The 23,377-nt window shown below is 44.4% G+C and carries 21 protein-coding genes; 10 read left to right on the top strand and 11 right to left on the bottom strand.

The window, feature by feature from the left end:
* Nucleotides 1–215: 215 nt before the first annotated feature.
* On the bottom strand, nucleotides 216–1,580 hold the full coding sequence (gene murD / locus P5674_RS07405) for a UDP-N-acetylmuramoyl-L-alanine--D-glutamate ligase (RefSeq protein ID WP_014276343.1): 1,365 nt from the start codon (nucleotides 1,578–1,580) through the stop codon (nucleotides 216–218).
* Nucleotides 1,581–1,852: 272 nt separating this feature from the next.
* Here murD and P5674_RS07400 point away from each other — a divergent pair, with 272 nt between their 5' ends.
* On the top strand, nucleotides 1,853–2,080 hold the full coding sequence (locus tag P5674_RS07400; protein WP_006618790.1) for a photosystem II protein, Psb35-related: 228 nt from the start codon (nucleotides 1,853–1,855) through the stop codon (nucleotides 2,078–2,080).
* Nucleotides 2,081–2,280: 200 nt separating this feature from the next.
* Here P5674_RS07400 and P5674_RS07395 read toward each other — a convergent pair whose 3' ends face one another.
* The 6 genes from P5674_RS07395 to P5674_RS07370 form a co-directional block, all read right to left on the bottom strand.
* The gene (locus P5674_RS07395; RefSeq protein ID WP_006618789.1) at nucleotides 2,281–3,081 is read right to left on the bottom strand and encodes a carbon dioxide-concentrating mechanism protein CcmK; all 801 of its coding nucleotides are present in this window, start codon (nucleotides 3,079–3,081) and stop codon (nucleotides 2,281–2,283) included.
* Between the two features lie 86 nt (nucleotides 3,082–3,167).
* A complete protein-coding gene (locus tag P5674_RS07390) occupies nucleotides 3,168–3,749 on the bottom strand; it encodes a carbon dioxide concentrating mechanism protein CcmN (RefSeq protein ID WP_014276344.1) in 582 nt (193 codons plus the stop codon).
* 47 nt (nucleotides 3,750–3,796) lie between these two features.
* Nucleotides 3,797–5,437 carry a ribulose bisphosphate carboxylase small subunit gene (locus P5674_RS07385; RefSeq protein ID WP_006618787.1) on the bottom strand — a complete coding sequence of 547 codons (1,641 nt, stop codon included), beginning with the start codon at nucleotides 5,435–5,437 and terminating at the stop codon, nucleotides 3,797–3,799.
* A 164-nt stretch (nucleotides 5,438–5,601) separates the two neighbouring features.
* Nucleotides 5,602–5,910 (bottom strand): EutN/CcmL family microcompartment protein, encoded by a 309-nt coding sequence (locus P5674_RS07380; RefSeq protein ID WP_006623510.1) that lies wholly within the window; start codon nucleotides 5,908–5,910, stop codon nucleotides 5,602–5,604.
* 167 nt (nucleotides 5,911–6,077) lie between these two features.
* A complete protein-coding gene (locus P5674_RS07375; RefSeq protein WP_006618785.1) occupies nucleotides 6,078–6,419 on the bottom strand; it encodes a carbon dioxide-concentrating mechanism protein CcmK in 342 nt (113 codons plus the stop codon).
* Between the two features lie 223 nt (nucleotides 6,420–6,642).
* Complete coding sequence (locus tag P5674_RS07370) at nucleotides 6,643–6,954, bottom strand: carbon dioxide-concentrating mechanism protein CcmK (protein ID WP_006618784.1); 312 nt, start codon at nucleotides 6,952–6,954, stop codon at nucleotides 6,643–6,645.
* A 435-nt stretch (nucleotides 6,955–7,389) separates the two neighbouring features.
* On the opposite strand from P5674_RS07370, the gene P5674_RS07365 reads away from it, so the two are divergent.
* The 5 genes from P5674_RS07365 to P5674_RS07345 are packed head-to-tail and all read left to right on the top strand — an operon-like array spanning nucleotide 7,390 to nucleotide 14,391.
* Nucleotides 7,390–9,261, top strand: coding sequence for an NAD(P)H-quinone oxidoreductase subunit F (locus P5674_RS07365; protein WP_315669901.1), 1,872 nt, complete (start codon nucleotides 7,390–7,392; stop codon nucleotides 9,259–9,261).
* Between the two features lie 33 nt (nucleotides 9,262–9,294).
* Nucleotides 9,295–10,812: an NADH-quinone oxidoreductase subunit M gene (locus tag P5674_RS07360; protein WP_006618782.1), complete on the top strand. Its 1,518-nt coding sequence runs from the start codon at nucleotides 9,295–9,297 to the stop codon at nucleotides 10,810–10,812.
* Between the two features lie 55 nt (nucleotides 10,813–10,867).
* Complete coding sequence (locus P5674_RS07355; RefSeq protein ID WP_006618781.1) at nucleotides 10,868–12,025, top strand: CO2 hydration protein; 1,158 nt, start codon at nucleotides 10,868–10,870, stop codon at nucleotides 12,023–12,025.
* Nucleotides 12,026–12,060: 35 nt separating this feature from the next.
* Nucleotides 12,061–13,806: an ABC transporter ATP-binding protein gene (locus P5674_RS07350; RefSeq protein ID WP_006618780.1), complete on the top strand. Its 1,746-nt coding sequence runs from the start codon at nucleotides 12,061–12,063 to the stop codon at nucleotides 13,804–13,806.
* 42 nt (nucleotides 13,807–13,848) lie between these two features.
* A complete protein-coding gene (locus tag P5674_RS07345) occupies nucleotides 13,849–14,391 on the top strand; it encodes a DUF3611 family protein (RefSeq protein ID WP_014276346.1) in 543 nt (180 codons plus the stop codon).
* Here the strand turns inward: P5674_RS07345 and P5674_RS07340 are convergent.
* Entirely contained in the window at nucleotides 14,388–15,929 is a 1,542-nt protein-coding gene (locus tag P5674_RS07340) for a SagB/ThcOx family dehydrogenase (protein WP_006618778.1), read from the bottom strand. The genes P5674_RS07345 and P5674_RS07340 overlap by 4 nt on opposite strands.
* Nucleotides 15,930–16,304: 375 nt before the next feature.
* Between P5674_RS07340 and P5674_RS07335 the strand changes: the two genes are divergently transcribed.
* Nucleotides 16,305–18,746, top strand: a complete 2,442-nt coding sequence (locus P5674_RS07335; protein ID WP_006618777.1) for an exonuclease domain-containing protein — start codon at nucleotides 16,305–16,307, stop codon at nucleotides 18,744–18,746.
* 66 nt (nucleotides 18,747–18,812) lie between these two features.
* On the opposite strand, the gene speD is transcribed toward P5674_RS07335, so the two are convergent.
* Nucleotides 18,813–19,250, bottom strand: coding sequence for an adenosylmethionine decarboxylase (gene speD / locus P5674_RS07330; RefSeq protein WP_006618776.1), 438 nt, complete (start codon nucleotides 19,248–19,250; stop codon nucleotides 18,813–18,815).
* Nucleotides 19,251–19,514: 264 nt separating this feature from the next.
* Here speD and P5674_RS07325 point away from each other — a divergent pair, with 264 nt between their 5' ends.
* Complete coding sequence (locus P5674_RS07325; RefSeq protein WP_006618775.1) at nucleotides 19,515–20,360, top strand: DNA adenine methylase; 846 nt, start codon at nucleotides 19,515–19,517, stop codon at nucleotides 20,358–20,360.
* An 18-nt stretch (nucleotides 20,361–20,378) separates the two neighbouring features.
* Here the strand turns inward: P5674_RS07325 and P5674_RS07320 are convergent, their stop codons facing one another.
* Complete coding sequence (locus tag P5674_RS07320) at nucleotides 20,379–20,519, bottom strand: hypothetical protein (protein ID WP_167538959.1); 141 nt, start codon at nucleotides 20,517–20,519, stop codon at nucleotides 20,379–20,381.
* A 39-nt stretch (nucleotides 20,520–20,558) separates the two neighbouring features.
* Nucleotides 20,559–20,747 carry a hypothetical protein gene (locus P5674_RS07315; protein ID WP_162097043.1) on the bottom strand — a complete coding sequence of 63 codons (189 nt, stop codon included), beginning with the start codon at nucleotides 20,745–20,747 and terminating at the stop codon, nucleotides 20,559–20,561.
* A gap of 697 nt (nucleotides 20,748–21,444) precedes the next feature.
* Here P5674_RS07315 and P5674_RS07310 point away from each other — a divergent pair.
* The gene (locus P5674_RS07310) at nucleotides 21,445–21,669 is read left to right on the top strand and encodes a reverse transcriptase N-terminal domain-containing protein (RefSeq protein WP_315669900.1); all 225 of its coding nucleotides are present in this window, start codon (nucleotides 21,445–21,447) and stop codon (nucleotides 21,667–21,669) included.
* Nucleotides 21,670–21,690: 21 nt separating this feature from the next.
* Nucleotides 21,691–23,265, top strand: coding sequence for a group II intron reverse transcriptase/maturase (ltrA, locus tag P5674_RS07305; protein WP_315669899.1), 1,575 nt, complete (start codon nucleotides 21,691–21,693; stop codon nucleotides 23,263–23,265).
* Nucleotides 23,266–23,377: the final 112 nt, after the last annotated feature.

Here is a 23,377-nt window from a genome sequence, read left to right as displayed (position 1 = left end):
AAGCCAACTACCTACACCCGCCCCAGAGTGCTGTAGGGGCCGGCGGGTGCGCGATCGGCCACACACCTCACCAGCCAACTACCTACACCCGCCCCAGGCTGCGCGTAGGGTGCGTCACATCCGATCAGCCACTGGGAAAGGAAAACGAAAAACTTGCTGATGTGACGCACCTTCTGAGGCCATAAGACACACCGGGTAACTATATAAACCCGCCCCTACCCCATCAATTCCCAACATAACTCCCGAAAGCGATCGCCACGATGTTCAAAACTGCGATACTGGTCAAAACTAGCACAGGCCGGGGAGAGCAAAACAGCCTTAGCTTGCAACACACTAGCCAATTGGGCAGCGCGCGGGATAGCATTTTCGAGAGTTTCGACAATCTCGACATTTTGATAGTGAGTTTCCTGTAACCTTTCAGCAAAAGCCGAGGCGGCGCTTCCGATTAATAAAACCGCAGCAGCTTTTTGATGAATAGTATTAATCCAGTCGGTATCATCACCAGCTTTAGCTTCTCCACCAGCAATTAAAATCACAGGTGGCTCAACTGCCGCCAATCCGACCTGAGCCGCATCATAATTAGTAGCCTTGCTATCATTAATCCAGCGAATTCCCATCCAGGCGCTAACCTCTTCCAGGCGGTGAGGAACTCCAGGAAAAATAGAAATAGCGTGAGCAATTGCTTCCTTGTCAATTCCCGCTATTCGGGCTGCCGCTACAGCCATAAGTAGGTTTTGGCGATTATGGTCTCCCACCATTTTAAGGGAGTCAACCGGTGCGATCGCCTCTCCGTTTTGGTAGACCCAGTTTTCTTGAATATATACACCCATAACGCGATCGCCCAATAATTCCTCAGCACCATTAACGCTAGTCCAGACAGCTTGTGGCCAGAGTTCCGGTGCTGCTCGCCGGAGATAAGCATCATCACCATTAAAGACCTGCACCTGGGAACGTTCCATTAAACGCCCTTTAATCCGAAAATAATTATCTAGCGTGTAATGGCGGTTAAGATGATCCGGGGTAAAAGTAGTCCAGATACCGATTTTAGGAGCCAGGGTTGATGATGACTCAATCTGAAAACTGCTAATTTCAGCAATGACCCAATCTAAGGGTGTCGAGGAATTTTGTTGTTGTTGCAGCGCCAACTCACAGGCAGCATTACCAATATTTCCACAGGCAGGGGCTGCACTTCCCGCCACTTCAAATATTTTAGCAATCAGCGCCGTTGTAGTAGTTTTACCGTTAGTCCCCGTAATTCCCACCCAAGGGATATCCTGGAGATTTCGCCAAGCCAGTTCCATTTCCCCGATAGTTTCTATACCTAGACTGCGGGCCGTTTCTAATGCTGGCAAATCCCAGGGAACCCCCGGACTAACCACTACCAAATCTGGTGCCGTGTCCGGGTCGAAATTCTGCCCCAAATTAACTGTAATTCCTTCCTCAATCAGGGTCTGACACTGTTGCTGTAGCGATTCTGAGGTGTTGCGATCGCTAACAGTTACCTGCCATCCCTGAACCTTTAACAGGCGCGCCGTAGCATTTCCTGATTTTCCCAGACCAATAATATGAGCGTTGGGCATTATATCCTTACCCTGCACCTTGATTGAGCATTTTTGATTCTATCAGAAGACGCTGATTTTAGGTCAGCTTAGGGGAGTTGATCTGGTTCCTAATATTTTTGGCATTGGATTATATCACAAAAAATTATTTTGTCAAGTAACTTGACACTTTGTAACAAAAACGTTACATTGGTTAACATAGATTAACAAACGGAATTGCCCCAAGACGTTCCCACTAACTTTCGTGAAACTTTCTTGGTAGTAATCCTGACGCAATTATTGGAGCATAAAAAATGGTTATTTTAGCAGCTTTATTTATCAGTGGTTGGCTGGCTGTTTCGGTAATTGGAACTATGGCTTATTTTCGTGGTGAACAGTCTAAACCCATTCACATGAGAAACTGGAACTCTGATTCCTTTGACCGTCTTTCTCTGGCGTTGACAGGTGTACCAGTAGACTATAGCCAGCGGGTTCCTGCTTACAGCATGGATGCTTACCGCAGCCAGAATTTTTCTAACTAAATTCTCTTCAGTCACCAATAGCTTTTAGACTCTCTTCTTGAGGGCAATCCTAACGGGTTGCTCTTTTTTTTGTATAGTGATATAATCATCACCCGTGGGGGGTAATTAGTTTTTAGTCTCTACCTTGAGGAGCATCATAATTTGATGTCAATTATCATGTCAAGGCGGGTTGAGAATGCGGGTTAAGAATCAAGAATATTTTAATCCCAGGACTCCATGGAAGAATCCGAAGTTTGATTATCCAAAGGTAAAGCATCAACAGATAATTGTTTGAGTTCGGGAAGTTTTACCACTTCTTTTTCAGTTTGTTTAACATTAATAGGTAACTGTAAAGGTTTGACCTTCTCAATCCAACAACTAGCCAGAGGTAAAGTTTGTTCAAGTTCATCAAGGGGACGAGGGATGACCATCACTGCATTTAATTCGCCAATGCGTTCAGCCTCATACATTCCCGCTTCTAAAGCCACTGCTACATCAGCAACCGAACCCCTAATAATAGCAGTACATAATCCCGCCCCAATAATTTCGTAGGAAGCGAAATAAACATCTCCCGCCTTCAGCATAGCATCAGCCGCGCCGACCATAGCAGGAAATCCCCTCGTTTCCAATAAACCTATGGCTTTATTACTGAGGCGAGAGTGACCGCCACTGGCTGCTAATTGGGAGAGACGAGACCCAATAGGTAGCACATACTCTAAGTTGGGGAGAGGTCTAGCAATGACTAGGGAAGAAACAAACTGATTGAACTGTTTAGCAGTATCAACCCCAGTTTCAATAGCTAGACGGACATCCGCAATACGACCGCGCACAATAGCGCTACAGTAGCCACTACCGATTTTTTCATACCCAACCAGGTGAACACCTGCAGATTTCAGCATCATATCAGCAGTGCCGACTATTGCTGGAAAACTGCGGGTGGAGATTAACCCCAAAGCAGTATCTTTAAATTCTGGCTCAGTATTGCGCCTTTGGGGAAATGAGGTTTGCAAGTGTTCATCCATGACTGTATTTTACCTGCTAGAGAGAAGAATGGAGAATCCCGACCGATTAATCTGCGGACTTTCCTGTTCATCAACCCCGGTTTCTCTCAAAAATTAGGGGGTTTTCTATGGGGGAGCAAAGTCTTTAACAACTCATTGATTTGAGTTTGTCCGTAGACCTGCGGACTACGACGAATTGAGGGTTCTGGTTCCGGTTGGGGTTCTGGTTGGGGTTCTGCTTCTGGTTGGGGTTCCGGTTCCGGTTGGGGTTCCGGTTCCGGTTGGGGTTCCGGTTCCGGTTGAGGGATGAAATCAACCTCAGTAGCAGAAAAATTGACCTGACGAGATTGATCACCAATTAATGAACCGGAAGCTACAACGTGCTGAGATGGGATATCAGAATTAATCAAAGTTGACTCTGAACCAATACAAGCCAGAGCCCCAATTTTTCCAGCACCGACTATGAGTACAGTAGTACCAATACAGACACCCTTATCTATTTCTAGGATACCCTGATCAGCATGAATAATAGTCCCCATACCAATACAGACCCCAGGAGCGATCGCAATTTGGCTATCAGGAGCGGCGGTAATCACCACTCCTGGGGCGATGGCTACACTGGGGTCAATGGTGACATCGCCACTCACATAGTAAGCATAATCCGGGTGATGGGGTGGCGACATACACATTCGGCTTGAACCTCTGAAAAGTAAACAGGGATTTTCGAGAGAGTTAATTAAGGTCGTTGGATAATTTCCTCAAGAACCCGACGCTTGGCTTGAGCATCAATACCAATCAAGCGAACATACTCACCGCTATGTTCCTGCATACAGCCTTCTAGGGCTGCCATAACCTCCCGTTGATTATTAGAGTCGATGGGGGTACAGCTACGCCAGGACCCCGTGCGGAAGCGACGCTTATCAGCGTGTTCCGTGCCAATTTTATAACCCTGAGCCAGGAGGTTTTTAACTTGCTCAATAGTTTCAGAAGTCAAACTACTATTAGCAGATGAGTAGGATGATTGAGCTGAACGACTAGAGGGCGCAGGGGAAGCCGCGCTAGGACTAGGGGTAGCAGAAACCCTACCGTCAGGTCGTTGGATAATCTCTTCAACCGCCCGCCGTTTAGCTTTTTGGTCAATGCCAATTAAGCGGACATATTCCCCTGTATGCTCGTTCATGAAGGCATCTAATTGACTGAGAACAGCCGAAGCACTGGAGCTGTCAATTTGGGGACCACTACGCCAGGAACCCGTGCGGAAGCGACGCGCGTCGGCGTATTCCGTGCCAATTTTATAGCCTTGGTTCAGGATTTGGGAAACCTTTTGTGCCAAGTCGGAACTACCAGTAGCAGTAGTTCTGGAGGGGCTGGCTGTAGAAGCTGTGGCATTGGAGACCTGAGCGTTAGAGGACTTACTAGCGACAGGACCATCAGGACGTTGGATAATTTCTTCAAGTACCCGGCGCTTGGCTTTGCTATCAATTCCCAACAGGCGGACATATTCGCCTTGATGGTCTTGCAGACAGGCGGCTAAGGCTGATACAACTTCGCTGGTGTTGCGGGAGTCAATGGGAGCGCAACTGCGCCAAGAACCTGTGCGGAAGCGACGTGCGTCGGCGTGTTCGGTACCAATTTTATAGCCTTGGGCTAGAAGTTGGCTGATGGTTTGTACCGTTTCTGGGGGAATAGGTCTTGCGCCTAGGTTGCTATGGGAGCCAGATCTAGCGCGGCCACCATTACTGCTGCTTCCCTTAGTTTCATTTCGTAGGGGACTGATGCAGGCGAGGTTTTCTGAACACTGATAACCTGCTGCTAATGCTTGGTTAACTCCCACCACATGGGTTGAGAATTTGATATCAGTATCTGTTACGCTCGGTAAGCGATCGGCTTGTTGTTGGTTAGTGATAATTGCTCCCGAGGGAACATATTTTCCGGGGGGAATTTCCACATCTTGGATGAGGGCGTGCATCATGACAATACAACCATTTCCGACTCTGGCATTGAATACAGTAGAGCGGAAACCAATAAAGCAATTGTCCCCGACATAAGCCGGACCATGAATCAGAGACAAATGGGTGATTGAGGAATTTTTACCAATCCAAACGGAGTAGGATTGACCATCATCTCCTTTGACTTTGCCTTCATCTAAGCCGTGAATAACAACGCCATCTTGAATATTGGACTCATCGCCAATATAAAAGGGGAATCCTTCGTCAGCGCGGATAGAGGTTCCCGGGGCGACCAGGACATGAGCGCCGATGCGAACATCACCGATGATATTCGAGAAGGAATGAACGTAAGCTGTGGGGTCAATTTTGGGCTCCGCCAGGTTTTTAGACCAGGGTGTGGGAGGAGCCGCATGGCCTTTAACTGCCATAACTGAATTTCTCCTAACTAACTTTTTATAGGGTTGACTTTTGGTGGTACGGATAATCGATGAATTATCCCTGTAGGGGCTGGTTATTCGGTATTTTCGCGCCTTCGGGAGTATACTTGCAAACCTCCCCGTACCAGGCTTTGGGGTTAACCCAGCTCTGTTGCTCAACCTAAACGGTTCTGCTGTTTTTGACTGTAAATCTGGCCATTAGCAGTGCTAACGGTGTCAATAATGGCAACTACGGCTGCATCACTGGGTCGATTTTCGCTTCCAGGAATTTGGCGAGCCGCACTTCCGAGACTAACCAGAACCCACTCACTAAAACCCGCACCCACATAGTCGCACGCCACTTCATATTTTGATGTTGGCTCTCCCTGTTCATCTAAGAGTTGCAATAGCAAAAACTTGGAACCTCGGAGACTGGGTTCCTTCTGGGTACTAACAACTGTGCCAATAACTCTGGCAATTTGCATCTTAATTTGATGTTAAGGAACTGTACGGCAGGAACATTTTTCCCCCCGACTGAGCAGGAAAATAGATGGGGTCAATTGGTAGATTGACCTACTACGGGCGAACTATGCAGTCGGTTCGGGCTTGGCTGTGGTTGAACTACATACCCCTAGGGGTCATTGGAGTTAACCTACGGACGGTTAAGAGGACGTATCCCGGCGACGCTTTCACGGAATTGTTCTACCGCTTCGGTGTAACGAATTGGTAGGACATATTCTAGGTTTTCATGGGGACGGGCAATAATATGGGTGGAAAGAACTAACCCACCATTTACCCGTCGCACCGACTCGGTTCCGGCGGAGACAGAAGCCTGAACTTCTGACACATCTCCGCGAACAATGACGGTGACACGACCGCTACCGATTTTTTCGTAGCCTACTAAGGTTACGCGGGCAGCTTTTACCATGGAATCGGCTGCCTCTACTACCGCTGGAAAACCCAGGGTTTCTATCATGCCAACTGCAATGGCCATAGTATGTTTTGACTCCTGAACCTCGATTTGATTACCACGCCTAGATGTCGCACAGAACACTGGTTTCTACTCGGTTCGGCTCTGATGGCTTCTCAGACAAGCTATCAACTCCCTGATCCTAATTTTCAGGGAGGGAGTTTTCAGAACTTAGAGACAAGATTGGCCTTGTCTGTACGACTTTTTCGGCGATCGGGTGAGGGGGTTAACGCTTGCCCCATTACGTCTAGTAGGACCGGAACTGTTCGACCGCATCGGTGTAACGAATTGGTAGAACGTACTCTAGATTTTCATGGGGACGAGCAATGATGTGGGTTGATGATACTTCTCCACCATTCACCCGTTTGACTGACTCAATGCCAGCGGAAACTGATGCTTGTACCTCGGAGACATCTCCTCGGACAATCACGGTCACACGACCGCTGCCAATTTTCTCATATCCGACTAAAGTAACGCGCGCGGCTTTTACCATGGAGTCGGCTGCTTCTACAACAGCCGGAAAGCCTATGGTTTCAATCATTCCAACAGCGATGGACATCTTACAACTACTCCTAATTACGGACAGACTGAACTCAACTGGGCAAATCTCTTGCTAACTGAGTCCCATGACCACAAAGACTAATGATTCTTTTTGTGTATGCGGAAAAATTTTTCAACCTCCCTCAAATTATAAGAATACGAGAATTGTGGCTTCTTTGACAATATTAATCTGGATTATAATTTCTCATGTTCGAGATTATTTTTATTGATTGTTAATAGAAATTAAGGTTTTTTAAACAAAGTTAATATTTGGAGACAAAAATGCCGATTTATATTGACTTTTGTAACAAGTTGTGCTATATCCCAAAGGCAGACCCTAGGTAATTTGACTAGAAATGGCTGGTTATTGGGGATGAATTTGACGATTAGCTCTGTTTAGGACGGAAATTCTGATATATTAATCTGAGGGTTAATATTTCTTTATGTAAGTTAAATGATTCAGTTCCTCCTACAAGCTAGTTGGTGGATACCCATATATGGTCTCATGGGGGCAGTGTTGACCCTTCCTTGGTCAACGGGGTTAGTCCGACGCACAGGGCCAAGACCAGCAGCCTACTTTAATATATTGATGACTTTAGTGGGTTTTATCCACGGTGCGGTAATTTACCGATCTATCTGGTCAATGCCGGGTCAACAAATTCACATTGCATGGTTACAAGCTGCGGGATTAGACTTATCTTTTGTCCTAGATGTTTCTCCCGTAAGCCTAGGAGCCGTGGAACTGGTCACAGGTATCAGTCTAGTGGCTCAGGTTTATGCCTTGGGGTACATGGAAAAAGACTGGGCGACGGCTCGGTTTTTTGGTTTGATGGGCTTTTTTGAGGCGGCAGTGAGTGGTTTGGCTTTGAGTGACTCGCTGCTACTTAGTTATATTTTGTTGGAATTGCTGACTCTCTCAACCTATCTACTGGTGGGTTTTTGGTATGCTCAACCCCTGGTAGTCACGGCGGCGCGAGATGCGTTTTTAACTAAACGAGTGGGAGATGTATTGTTGTTAATGGGGGTGGTTTATATCGGCACGATCGCCGGTAGTTTAAACTTCTCGGATTTAGAACTATGGTCGGAAACCCACAATTTACCACCCCTTACGGCGACTTTATTAGGATTAGCCCTAATTTCTGGACCTATTGGCAAATGCGCCCAATTTCCCCTACACCTATGGCTTGATGAAGCTATGGAAGGTCCAAACCCGGCTTCTCTACTCCGAAATTCGGTAGTAGTGGCGGCGGGGGCCTATGTTCTGATTAAACTACAACCAATTGTCGCGCTGTCTCCGGTGGTGTCGGACACTTTAATTGTGTTGGGAACAGTAACGGCTATTGGGGCTTCTTTGGTGGCGATCGCTCAAATTGATATCAAACGAGCGCTTTCCCACTCTACTAGCGCCTATTTGGGTTTAGTGTTTGTAGCCGTAGGTCAAAGCCATGTGGATATAGCCCTGCTGTTACTATTCACCCATGCGATCGCCAAATGTCTGTTATTCATGAGTGCAGGTTCAGTAATTTTGACCACCAACACCCAAGACATGACCGAAATGGGGGGATTATGGTCTAAAATGCCTGCCACCACCACTGCATTTATTGTTGGTGCATCAGGAATGGTAGCCGGATTACCTTTAGGGATGTTCTGGACTTTCCGAAGGTGGGTAAGTGGTTTCTGGACTGTACCACCTTGGTTATTGATTTTGTTGCTGCTGGTGAACTTCCTCACCACCCTAGGATTAACCAGAGTTTTCGGCTTAGTCTTTACTGGTCAGTCGCAACCGAAAACCCGACGCGCCCCAGAAGTCCTGTGGCCGATGGCTTTACCAATGGTTTCCATGACTATTGTGACTCTGTTAGTGCCGATGATGCTACAAAGCTGGCAACTATTACTGAGTTGGTCAGGAACCTTCGTAGAAGCGCCCGTCTCTGGAGTCCAAGAAGTAATTAACCATGTAGCTTTACCCCTGTTGTTGGTCTCAAGTGTATTAGGGGTGGGTATAGGTAGCAGTATTTATGTATACGGGCCGGGGAGAGAACCCTATAAATTCCCCTACCAACCCATACAGGATTTACTCGCTTACGATTTCTATATCGATCGCCTTTATGGTCTGACCGTTGTATTTTTGGTTAATCGTATCTCCGCCATCAGTTATTGGATCGATCGCTATATTATCGATGGGTTTGTCAACGGCTTAGGTTTAGCCACCCTCTTTAGCGGTGAAGGACTTAAATATAGTATTTCTGGACAATCACAGTTTTATGTCTTCACCATAGCCACTGGTATAGCCGTGTTGTTGATTTTAATGCTGTGGCAATTTTAGACCCCTTCCCGACCACATTAACCGTAAAAATCGATGCTAAGTGTTTTAATTTGGATTCCGCTGTTAGCTGCCCTCCTGATTGTAATCTGGCCAAACCTAAGCCCCCAATTATCCCGTCAAATCTCCCTATTAACCGCCGGGGGGTTATTGGTGTGGTCTCTAACTTTGGCAAGGTTATTTGATCCGACTGTAGCCGATCTACAGATGGTAGAACATATTACCTGGATTCAACCCCTCGGCTTAAATTACTATCTGGGGGTAGATGGTTTATCCTTACCCTTGGTCATTATCAATGCCTTATTAGTGGCGATCGCTATTTGGTCTTCTGACTTAGACATTTCTCGACCCCGCCTATATTATCCCCTGCTGTTGATTATCTTTGCCGGAGTCGCTGGCACCTTTTTATCCTCCAACCTCCTGCTGTTTATACTCTTTTACGAAGTCGAGCTAATTCCCCTGTATCTACTCATCGCCATTTGGGGAGGCAAAAACCGAGGCTATGCAGCCACCAAGTTTCTCCTTTATACAGCAGTTTCCGGTCTGTTAATTTTAGCCGCCTTTTTAGGCATAGTCTGGTTAACCAAAGCACCAGATTTTGATTTAGATACCCTCAGAACTTCCGCCTTGGGAGTGTCCGCATTACCCCTAACTACGCAACTAATTCTACTGGGGGGACTCGTAATCGGATTTGGTATTAAAATCCCCGTCGTTCCCTTTCATACTTGGCTACCCGATGCTCATGTGGAAGCCTCAACCCCTGTATCGGTTTTATTAGCGGGGGTATTATTAAAGTTGGGAACCTATGGTTTACTAAGGTTTGGGGTCGGTTTATTTCCAGAGGCTTGGAATGCGATCGCCCCTTATGTCGCCAGTTGGGCAGTAGTTAGTGTTTTATATGGCGCTTCCTGTGCCATTTCACAAAAAGACATCAAGAAGATGGTCGCCTATAGTTCCATCGCCCACATGGGTTATATTATCCTCGCTTTTGCCGCCGCTTCCCCCCTCAGTTTACTCGGTTCAGTCATGCAAATGGTCAGTCATGGCTTAATTTCTGCCCTCCTATTTTTAACAGTGGGAGTAGTTTATAAAAAATCAGGCAGTCGAGATATTGACGTGATTCGCGGCTTATTAAACCCTGAACGCGGTTTACCTTTAATTGGTAGTATAATGATTTTGGCAGTAATGGCTAGTGCTGGCATTCCTGGTTTAGTCGGATTTGTGTCAGAATTTATTGTCTTTAGAGGCAGTATAGAAGTGTTCCCGGTGCAGACTCTTCTGTGCATGGTCGGGACTGGTTTAACTTCTGTTTACTTTCTGATTATGATCAACCGTGCCTTTTTTGGTCGCTTATCCGAGTCCGTCATTAATTTACCAAGGGTACAATGGCGCGATCGCATTCCAGCTATAGCCTTGGCTGTGATTATCACCTTCCTAGGAATACAACCGAAAATCCTAGTTAACTGGACTGAAAGCACCACATCAGCCCTGATGTCTCGCCCGCCTATTATAGCTCAAATTGAATCAAATGTCAAGGCGATCGACCTTAATTAACCGCCTAAAAATTAATCATAATTTACCACCATAAAAACTTGTGAATTTAGCTACTATGACCAATAATCAAATCCATCCATTGTTAAAATATATTGAACGCTTAGAAGCTGGTGATGCCTTATTGCCAGACTCTCCCCAAAACCTCCTTGAAGTAGTTGGCATCCTCAAAAGTTATGGCATTGTTTTAGATGCCTACTCTGACAACCTTATTTATGTTGCTGACCATCAATTTTTAGTATTTTTTCCATTTTTTAAATACTTCAATGGTCAGCTAAATATCCGCAAATTGCTCAAGTATTGGTGGCACGATCGCATTAATTATGAATATGCCGAATATTGCATGAGAGGGATGTTATGGCATGGGGGAGGCGGGTTAGATTCTTACCTAGATTCATCCCAATTCCAAAACTTAGCAGAAGCCGCTATTCAAGCGAAATTTAAAGGCAATAGTTTAATCCTGGGACTACATCGAATGTTTCCCGAATTTCTGCCCGAACAAGTGCGACAGTCAGCCTATTATAGCGCCTTAGGGCAATTTTGGCGAGTCATGAGTGATATTTTTATCTCCCTTTCTGACCTCTATGACCAAGGGAAAATTAAATCCATTCCCGCAGTAGTCCAGCATATCTTAAATGGATTAGTTGCCGCCGCCAATCAACCGATTACTTATGGGGTAAAATTGGGAGATAAAACATTAGATATCATCCCTAAATCTGCCGGACTCACATTTTTAATGGATACAGCAGTTCCCTATGTAGAAGCCATTTTTTTCCGTGGTACACCCTTCCCCGGTACTGTATCCTATAACGCTCAAGTTCATCAAATCCCCAACCAACAAAAAGAATTTACATACGGCGCTTTATACGCTGACCCCTTACCCATTGGTGGGTCCGGTATTCCACCCACTCAATTAATGCAGGATATGCGCCATTTTTTACCTGATTATCTCCACAATATTTATAATAATAGTTGCCGAGGAGAGGATGATTTGCGCGTGCAAATATGCCAAAGTTTTCAAAAGTCTATGTTTTGTGTAACTACAGCCGCCATTCAAGGACTAGCACCCTATCCCCTCAACACTGATGACCCGGAACAGAAAAAAGCTAACCGCACTTATCTGGAAAATTGGTTAAATCGGTTTATAACTTCCCGTTTGTCTGAGGTTAATCAGCCTACTCCGACAGATTATAAACCCTTTCCAATGCGTTCATAGTTTATCTCAATTGGCAAATTTTTACTTTCTGAATTATGAGTTATTCAAGACTGCAAACCCTGGGAAGATATCTGCGTCCCCACTGGAAAATATCCGCCTTGGGTATGGTGTCTCTGTTGGTGGTGAATGTGGTGGGGGTTTATATACCTTTACTCATTCGTAATGGTGTAGATGACCTACAAGAGGCGGTAGAGTTTCAGGAAGTAGGATCGCAGGTTTTATTGATTGTTGCTCTAGCATCCATTATGTGGGTGATTCGCATGACATCCCGAATTTTAATTTTTGGGGTGGGGCGACAGGTCGAATTTGACCTAAAACAGAAGATTTTTAATCATCTAATTATCCTGGAATCTTCCTATTTTTCTAATAGTAGAATCGGGGATTTAATTAATAGAGCAACCTCTGATGTTGATAATATTCGGAGGTTGGTGGGGTTTGCTGTCCTTAGTTTAATTAATACCATATTTGCTTATGGTTTGACTTTGCCAGTCATGCTGGCTATTAATATTAAGTTGACTCTATTATCGATTTCGGTTTATCCGTTGATGTTAGTATTGGTGCAGATTTTTAGTGGTAAACTTCGAGATCAACAAATGGAGGTGCAGGAAAAACTCTCGGATTTGAGTGATTTAATTCAGGAGGATATGAGTGGCATATCTTTGATTAAAATTTATGCTCAGGAAGAAGCCGAAAGGCAGGCTTTTCGAGAACATAATCAGGGGTTATTATCGGCTAATTTAAAGTTAGCTAGAACTCGAAATTTTTTGTTTCCAATATTGGGAGGTTTAGCCAGTTTAAGTCTCTTGATTTTGCTGGCTTTCGGGAATGAGGCGATCGCTCAAGGTGATTTAAGTATCGGGGATTTTGTTGCCTTAGTATTATATGTCGAAAGGCTGGTATTTCCCACCGCTTTATTAGGCTTTACTATTACCGCTTATCAGCGGGGAGAAGTCAGTGTTGACCGGGTTGAGTCTATCCTCAGTATTAAACCTAAAATTCAAGATTCACCTCACCCTATACCCCTCATGACTCCAGTTAAAGGGTGGTTGAGTGCGAGAGATTTAACCTATACTTACCCCGCCGCCAAAACTCCCGCTCTCAATCATGTCAATTTTACCATCCTACCAGGGGAAACTGTCGCGGTAGTCGGTCCTATTGGGTCTGGAAAAACTACCCTAGCTAATGTAATTCCTCGGCTGTTGGATATTGATATAGATAGCTTTTTTATTGATGGTCAGGATATCACTCAACTGTCTCTGGCGCAACTGAGAAAGGTAATTGCTTATGTTCCCCAGGAGAGTTTTCTATTTAGTACCACTATTGCTAATAATATTTGCTATGGTAATCCCTCAGCATTGCGATCGCAAATTGAAGCCGTTGCTAAAATTGCTCAAATTCACGATGAAATTGCCAATTTTCCCAAAGGTTATGATACAATAGTCGGGGAAAGGGGTATCACCTTATCCGGTGGGCAGCGACAACGAACTGCCCTAGCTCGTGCCTTGCTTTGCGATGCTCCTATATTGATTTTAGATGATGCCCTCTCTAGTGTAGACAATCAGACAGCCACCGACATTCTCTATAATCTGACTAGCGGGACGGTGCGTCAAACCGTGTTATTTATTTCTCACCAAATGTCAGCTACAGCCAAAGCCGATCGCATTTTGGTGATGGACAAAGGCACAATAGTACAGACCGGAAACCATGACCAGTTACTACAGGAAGAGGGACTATATCGGAGACTTTGGCAACAGCATCAACTCGAACAAATGCTGGCTTGATTACAATAAAAATCATCAACTGTCAATTTATCAAACCATAGTATGAGTGTATCGGTTGGCAACGAGTCACAACGAAAGGGAAAAACCCTCCAGAATACGGGGTTGTGTGGTTTGACCATGCAAGTAGTTTTTGCCTTTGTCGCCATTTTATCATTAGTTTTCACCACCACAGGTAGAAATATTTCTGATGATACTAACCCCGCCCTAGGTGTCAGTGTAACCTTTGCTGTTACCGGACTAATTATCGGAGCATTTAGCATTGTTGTATCATTTCGCTATGCTAACATAGGCAAACAGTTATTATCCCCCAATACCGTCAAACCCAAAAAATCCGACACAGTGAGACTCTTGCGAGTCGGCTTATTATTAGGAATGGTTGGTATCCTGATTGCATTAATGGGGTCAGGTATAACCGCCTCAGTGTTAATTGCCAAAACCATTTCCCAGCCACCAGGAACAACCCTAACCGAAGCCAGTGAGGCGGTTAGAGCCCTAGATGTATTTGTAATGATTGCCAATTTAAATGTACTAGCAACCCATTATGTTGGCAGTGTAGCATCAATTTGGCTACTTTATCGGATTTAGTTGCCGCGCAATCTTCCTAGGGTAGTAATATAAATAACCGCTTCATCCGTGGGGATACCCAACACCTCATTAACTAGGTTATCAAAAAATCCGCCGATACCACTAGCACCTAAACGTAGGTGGGTGGCGGCGAGGTTCAATCTTTGGCCGAGATGACCAGCATCACTATGTAAATAACGATAAGCCCGATCGCCATATTTGGCGATCGCCTTGTTTAAGTCAGCCGTATGAAAAAGCAGCGCCGCCGCATCTCGTCCCAAATCTTGTCCCAAACATAGATAATGCAACTCTCGGCGAAAATTTTTAAAGCGGATTTGCCTAAGTTCCTGTGCTTTCGGGGCATAATAATAACACCCCTCCTCTAGTCCATTCACCCCAGAGACAGCGATAAAAGATTCAATCAGACTCAAATCAAAAAAGTCCGGTGCAGCATCTAAACCCTGATAGCTGTAGTGCTGGTGTTGATAGGTAAAATCCAGTAGAGCCAGTAATTCTTCCAGGTTGAGATTCCCTCCACTATAGCGACGGGTTGAGCGTCGGCGCAAAATTGCCGTATTTAACCCCTTGAGGTCTTTTCCCCAATCAATAGAAGGGGTGACAGCCGAGACTTTAGTACAGAAGGGGAAATTATATTTATCTTCCGGTTCTTCTTCTTCTGGTGCTAATTTTTTCCAACCTTGGGAACCGGAGGTATCCGATTTAATTTGGCTGGCGCGGTGGAGATAATGGAGTAGTTCCCCGTCGGGAATTTCCGGGTAGTCAGTTTGGGTAGCCGAGGGTAAAGCCGTTCGGAATTCGGGAAGGTTCTGGTCAATTTCCAGTAAGTCAGCCAAAGCCAGCACAGCGATCGCCGCTTCTGTTTCCGAATCTAGGTATAGTAAGTCATTAAGGATTTCATCAGCAAATCCGCCAATCATGTGGGGACGATAGGAATTTAGGGCTCCTGCTAGTTCCAAATTACCCAATAGGTGGCCCGTATCGAGAAATATACGCCGATAGGCGCGGTCTTGGTATCGCCAAGCTGAACGGTAAAATACAGCAGTAACCACCATCGCCAGTTTGGTATTTTCTAGGGATGGATGCCAAAAACAGGCTTGTTTCAACTCTGGCCAAATTTGGCTATCCCAAAATTGCACTAGGGAGTGATTTAAGGCTTGATAGTTATAAAGTCCCGGTGGTAATTCTGGGGTTCCCCTAGAAACTAGATAGACTTCTGCTGGATACAGTCCCCCGGCTGAGGGTGACGATCGCAAATAGTGAAATCCGCTATTTGTGGCTAGTTTAGCAGTTAAGCCATAGGTATGCAGTAGTAGACTAGATAATCGCTGCCATGGGTCTGTATTGGCTGTGGGGATTGGAGAATCGGATATTTCTTTGAGATAGGGTTTCAGGTCAAATACCGTGCCAATCTTGTATTCTTTGAAGGGTTCTGGTTGTTGACTCCAGTCTAACTGCTGACCCTTAGAGGCTAAGGTGTCGGGATCGTATTTGGTTCGCTCATGGTAGTATTGGGCGATGGATTTCAGTGGTTCTGACATTATGACACAGGTTAAATGTGAGGACGGACAGAATCGTTAACCGGAAAGCCAGAGATGCGATCGCGCTATGTGGTTACAGTCCTAACGCCACTCCCCAAGTTTACACTTTTTCAGTGCGATCAGCTGGCAGCAACTCACCAAATCTTAACACAGTTACCACCTGATGCGGCTGTCTGGATTCACGCTACACAGGTTTTTCCTGGTAAATCTTGATTGGGAATTTCCACAAAATGCTTTCGCCATTTGCGAGAGTTCACCCGATTATCGGTTACTGACCCATAGCGCCAGAATTTACTGGTGAGCAAGATTTGTGGGAAAATCAGGTTATTAACTCACCCATCAGTATACATACTTAACTTATTGGTCTCCCCAACCATGAAACCCCAGACTAACTTTATTGTCATTGATACAGAAGGACAACCGATTCTGAAAGCCATGGCGATCGTTGATCATCAAGGAAACTTAATTTATGAAGCCTTTGACCAAAAATATTGTCAAAATCCCCAACTTATCGACCAAAGTAAACCCCTGAAAACCATAGTTAATGAATTTTTAGCTATAGCCGGTTCTCAAACCATTATCTGTCACTATGCACGCCATGATATCGAAGTGCTTAGGAATACATTTCGCGCCGTCGGTGTCCAACCACCTCGCCTCAGTTTTCAATGCAGTTTTGAATTGGCTCAACGCTATCTTCCACAATTAGGAAGTAATAGCTTAGACACTATTAGCCAACAACTCAATTTAAGCCCAGATGACCATACCAATAACCGCGATTCCCTCCATCGCGCCAAACATGATGCCTTATTTACTTATCAACTTTATCGACGTATGATTAACGAATTATTAAAAACTCGACTACAACATCAACCCAACCCCTTTGGCACTAGCCGGGTTGATACCCCTTTCCAAAGCCATATTGATTTTAGAGCGATTTTTGACAATGAATTTGAGCGCCTTAAATACATTCTATCTGATATTAAAAATGATGTCAACCATCAAAGTAAAGGAGCCGTAGTTATTGGAGAACCTGGTTCTGGCAAAACTCACCTAATGATGAGATTAGCCCAAGATTTATTAACTAAGAATAGACTCTTATTTATTCGGCAACCTAATAATGCTGACACAGTTCTATTTCATACCTATAGCCGCATTCTGGAGTCTTTAATTCAAACAGTTCCTCACAGTTCACATACACAGCTTGAATATTTGCTGGCTAATAGTTTTGCCCAAATTATTAAAAATACTGACGCTTATGCTACCCCTGCCACCCAAAAAGATGAACGGTTAATTGAGTTGATAAAAACCGATAACCTCAAGCTGTTTACCGACCTGGGAAAAGACGACACTCGCCAAAAAAGAGAATCTTGGCAACATATAGAAAAACGTGCTTATGATTGGTGGATTAATCAGTTTTCTTCCGCTGGATATGCGCCGAAAATTCTCAAAGGGATAATTCGGTTTTGTGGCTATACCGATTTTAAACGCCGCCAAACTATTACTCAGTGGTTAGCTATGAATGATGTCGCACCAGAGGAGTTAGAGAAGGTCGGTTTGGAAAGCTGGGGAGAAGATACCAGTCGGGAGGAAATTTCTCTGGCGGCGTTGGCGGTTTTTAGCAAGCTGTCTCTCTTGGATGAACCCCTAATTATTATTTTTGACCAGTTAGAAGGTCTGGGTCAAAAACACAATGAACGACTGTTACAAAGTTTTGGAGAAGCTGTTAAAGAAATCTTTACCCATGTTCCCAATAGTTTAATTATCTTAAATCTGTTTCCCGACCGCTGGTCACAATTTCAGCAGGTTTTTGATGGTTCAATTATTGACCGAATTTCTCAATGTCAAATTATCCTCAATAAGCCATCTAATGAACAACTAAAGCAATTACTCAATTTGAAAGGACAGGTGGCTGATGTCACTATTGATGAATTATTTGAACCCCAGGAAATTGCTGATATTTTAACTGCGCCTTCTATTCGTTCAGTTGTCAATGCTGCGGCTGACTACTACCGCTATAAAATTGATGGTATTTGTTTACCTCAGCGACCTGATAAATCGGGTAATTCTGGGGTGATAGGAATGATGGAAAAGCAAATTCATCAATTGACAGAAGAGGTGGCGGAACTGAAAATAATTGTCAGTAAATTAGTTGATACTTTTAATTTAGCCGACGGGGAAAATATTGTCAGGGTTTTTCCTAATGGTATGGCGGCTAGGTCGCCGATTAACTCTTCTCGGCGTAGTCAATTAGAAGATTATCTACGACAGCAAAGGGGTATCCTAGAAGAGAATTATGGTCAACCAGCAATTATTTCCGAAAGTGATGATTTCGGGAAGTTAAAGATGATTATTGAATCATTAAAGCTGGTTTTGTCTCCCCTGAATGTGGATATTTTGCGACTGGGGAAACGGGTACTTCCTGAACATTTGGTGATTAAGACAGCAACCCATCAATTTGCGATCGCTTTTCTGCACCAAAGCGGGACTCGCTTTTATCACAGGATGAGAAACTTAAACGAATTGGTCAGCCATCGTCCTGATATTCATTTTAATCTGTGTCGAGATGCGCGGGAAGATTTGATATCAGGAAAGTCTAGTAAGATAGAGTTGGAAAAGTTCTGTCAGGGGAACAATAGCCACTATCTTCTGTTTGACCGAGACCAACGCATCACCTTTGAGTTAATTTATCAGGCGATCGTTGATATCCAAAATCGCGATTTAGAGATAGATTTACCAGAAGCCTTGGATATTCTACTGTTAGACTACCAGGACTATTGGCTATTCCAAAACCTCACCCAACTCACCCTAGATAGTTAGCAGCCAAATAGTTGACATTATGAATAGGTTGGATGATGCTTTCGTATCACCCAACCTATCGGGAATTTACGACACTGTAGACATCAACTTGGAAGAAGATGCAATTTCGGGTACTTTATTCCAAGTATGATCAGAGATTGTATCAGGGACTGGAACCGGATAACCCATACCTCGCCAAAATTCTTGAACCCTTGTTTGTTTAGCTTCCAGACGAGTTTTTAGCATTTCTGCTGCTTTGTCAGGTTCGCCACAACCACAGAAAAATAAATCAGCCGCAAAATAGCCATATTCGGGCCAAGTGTGAATGGCAATGTGCGACTCGGCTAGGGTAGCTGTGGCAGTTACACCGTGAGGACTAAACTGGTGAACACAGATATCTATAAGGGTGGCACTTCCAGCAGCGATCGCATCAAGAATGGCTTGACGGATACGGTCTGGGTCGTTTAAGATATCAGCGGGGCATTGCCACGCATCGACAACAATATGGGTTCCGAGTTGTTTCATTTTTGGTGATTTCACCCCCCTTTTCGTGGGTTGTAAATGTTTATGCTGGGCTAAAATCAGCAGTCGCTACTTCAGTTTAAGTCCGGGGAAAATAACCGAGTTTTATAACTCTCCTCATGGGACTAATAGGGCCATCTTCCGGCGACGCTAGATTTTCCTACTCCAGCCTTTCCCATTGTAGCACTCTGTTATAATAATTGGTCACACTGAACATATAATTTTTCCGTTCAGTGGTATTGATGTACTTCTGGACTTGAGCCAATTTTGTCCCAAACTTCCCAGCCAACAGTCACCAGTCCACCTCAAACCGCCCCAAAACCGTTTCTCAAGTGGGCCGGAGGTAAGAGTCGTTTAATTCCTCAGTATACTACTTACTTTCCCGCCAACTACCAAACCTATTATGAGCCTTTTTTGGGGGGCGGTGCTGTATTTTTTTATCTACAACCAAACCCAGCATTTTTAAGTGATATTAATAGCGAACTAATTAATGCTTATCAATGTGTCCGTAATCATACAGAGGCGCTGATTAGCCGATTGGAAAAGCATCAGCAGCAACATAATCAAGGTTATTATTACCAGATGCGATCGCAAAAATTTAGCAATTCGCTTGACCAAGCCGCCCGCCTAATTTATCTCAACAAAACTTGTTTTAATGGCTTATATAGAGAAAATCGCCAAGGTCAATTTAACGTACCTATGGGGAAATATAAAAACCCCAAAATTTGCCCGCGAGAATTATTGATAACCGCATCAAAAACTCTCCAGTCAGCAACTCTTAAAGTTCAATCATTTGAAGCAATTGTAAATGAGGCTAATTCTGCGGCTGATTTTGTCTATTTTGACCCTCCCTATCACCCCCTGAGTCCCACCAGTAACTTTACCAGCTACAGCCGTCATAAATTTGGGGTTGATAAACAGGAAAAATTAGCCGAAATCTTTGGGATTTTACACAAGAGAGGAGTCAAGGTGATGCTATCTAATTCTGATACTGAGTTAATCAGAGACTTATATAAAGACTTCAATATTCACCCTATCCAAGCGGGTAGGGCGATTAATTCAAATCCTCAAAATCGAGGAAAAATTACGGAACTTTTGATAACTTCTTATTAACAACAGATGATGGCTAGTTTAATAACAAACTAACACAGAAACAATCAGAAAGATAGCCACAGCGCTATGTAGGAGATAGTCGCGCTGGGGTTTGAGTGTAGCAGCAGGTTGAGTAAAATAAATCTTGGGTTGTTGCTTATCCTTGTTGATGGTATACATACTACTTGACCTGTGTGTGTGAGTTGCTTGTCAGTAAATCTAAACAAAATCTAAAGTTTTGTCAAACAATATTGACAAAAGATTACTTATATGTTGTATAAGCAAAGCGATCGCCTCGGAAAAATCCCACTCTCGGCGGCTTTCGGGTGGGAGGGGTTGAGATAGCAGCAATGCCCAGGCTGGAAAATTCTGATAAAGTAGGAAGGGGAGTGCGAGACGTTCAGGCACGAAATAGGGGTGAAATACCTGAAATAACCGCCTGGTGGGGACTCCATCCCCTCGGTTGGATATAAGAAGCTCGTTTCTGACAATCCCCACAACTGTTTATATGTCCCAACGATTAGTATCATACGATACCTAATCAAGGCAGGGAACCCAAGGTCAACATTCTCTGTAACAAGTCGTAATAATTCCTAACACAATGGAAGCTACGAAACAGAGATGAGGGTAACGGCGATAGCCACCCCCAGTTTCAGGAATCACACCCCGTCAGATTGAAGCGGGGAACGGAAGGCGTGAGGGAAAACCTATTCCCAAATCTGACCACTGCCAACCATCTAAGATTAGGCGTGAGCCGAATGTCTGACTTGAACCATCGTAATTACTTAGCAGCGAAATGGGTTGAAACGCTGCGCTCAAAAGAGTAAGGGGAAAAAGTAGGGGGCTTCCCTTACCACCTACACAGACCTTTAAAAAGTACCCCGGTGGAAAGGACAAATCTAAAGATGGAATGCCCATATAAACGGAACGTTTTAACCCCTCATAGGCTCTGATTATCTGGTCGAGATAATCAGTAGTGAAAAGTGTAAGCGGATGCCTTCGAGGGGGTGAGATGTGACCAGAAGCCAACGCCCAACTGTAATGGAAGGGATATGCTAACGGGTCACGGTTTGAATGTAAGAAATAGAGCCCAGTAGGAGTACAAATGGCGATAGCGAGTTCAAAGAAAGGATTTGGGAAACCAAAACCAATCAAGACTACGAACAACGCATGGAAGGCAATCCCATGGACTAAGGTTCAGCGGAAAGTCTTCAAGCTCCAAAAGAGTATATTTCAAGCAGCTAAATCGGGACAGGATGCAAAGGTAAGAAGGTGGCAACGTCTATTGGTGAAATCATATTATGCCCGACTCTTAGCAGTGCGACTGTAGGGGCGGGTTCCACGGTCAGCCATGCTTCCCAACAGTCAGCTTAATAAACCCGCCCCCCAAGCGGGTCAAGGCAAGAAGACAGCCGGTGTTGATGGAGTAAGAGTAATCTCTCCAAGACAAAGGTTTGAACTGGTCAAGAACATTAAGGGAAACCTCAAAGCAAAACCACTGCGAAGGGTGTGGATTCCAAAACCTGGTAGGGATGAAAAACGCCCACTAGGCATACCCACAATCCAAGATAGAGCAAGGCAAGCCTTGGTTAAGTCGGCTCTCGAACCTGAATGGGAATCGAGATTTGAAGGCACAAGCTACGGGTTCCGTCCAGGACGGTCAGCCCATGACGCAATCAGCAGAATTTATATTGCCATAAATAAGGGACAATATTATGTTCTTGATGCTGATATAGCAAAATGCTTTGACCGAATAAACCATGATTACCTACTGTCCAAAATTCATTGTCCAAGTAGTCTGAAAAGAGACCTGAAACAGTGGTTAAAAGCAGGCGTTCTGGATAACGGTGTATATGAGGATACAGAAACAGGGACACCACAAGGAGGGGTAATAAGCCCATTACTAGCCAACATCGCACTGTTGGGTATGGAAAGGCTAGTTAAAGAAATGTATCCAAATAAAGGAACAACCACTCAGGTAAACCTTATAAGATATGCCGATGATTTTGTGGTCATATCAAGAGACTTAGGAATCATTGAACAGTGCAAGACTGCAATTTCTGAATGGCTAAAACCTGTAGGATTAGAGATAAAACCTGAAAAGACCCGAATATGTCACACACTCAATCCTATTGAGTATAATGGCAAGATTGAGGAACCTGGGTTCGATTTTCTAGGATTCAATATCAGGCAATATCCCGTAGGAAAATATAAATCTGGGAAAACAGGTGGGGTAGCAAGCCGGTTAATCGGTCACAAAACCCACATCAAACCCAGTAATAAAGCAGTTAAAGCTCACACAGAAGTGATTAAAGGTGCAATAAAACAACTCAAAACAGCACCTCAATCAGCCTTGATTAGTAAGCTAAACCCGATAATACGGGGATGGTCAAACTACTATTCAGGGGTAGTCTCGATGGAAACCTTCAATAAGCTAGATGATGTAATCTGGCAAATGTTGCGGGCATGGACAGTTTCAAGATGCGGAAAGGCAAGTTACAAAAAGCTGAGTAATTACTTCAGACCAGGAAAGGTCAAACTCAGTAATGGGAGAGAAAGGCAAGAAGCTTGGATGTTCCAAACCAAAGATGGGATACATCTATACAAACACAAATGGACACCAATTGTCAGACATACCCTAGTGCGCCCGGACGCAACACCATACGACGGAAATTGGACTTACTGGGCAACCAGAAAAGGACAAGCAATTGATACGCCAAAGAGAGTAGCCAAACTACTCAAGAAACAGAAAGGCAGGTGCGCCTGGTGTGGACAATATTTTACCCCATCAGACTTATTGGAGGTAGACCATATCGTGCCCCGAAGCCAAGGTGGCAAGAATGAACACAAGAACCTCCAATTGCTACACCGCCACTGTCACGATGATAAAACCGCTCTGGATGAAGAGAGGTTGCTGTACTCGTAACAGAGAGACTATCAAACTAGGAGCCGTATGAAGGGAAACTTTCATGTACGGTTCTGAATGGGAGGGGATGGGGGTGACTCCATTCTCGACCCCTAATTATCCCCTTGAAGCG

It is taken from the genome of Limnospira sp. PMC 289.06 (assembly GCF_032350395.1).
Lineage (GTDB): Bacteria > Cyanobacteriota > Cyanobacteriia > Cyanobacteriales > Microcoleaceae > Limnospira > Limnospira platensis.
The sequence above is the reverse complement of the archived record's forward strand: the minus strand, read 5'-3'. Positions and strand labels throughout refer to the sequence as shown.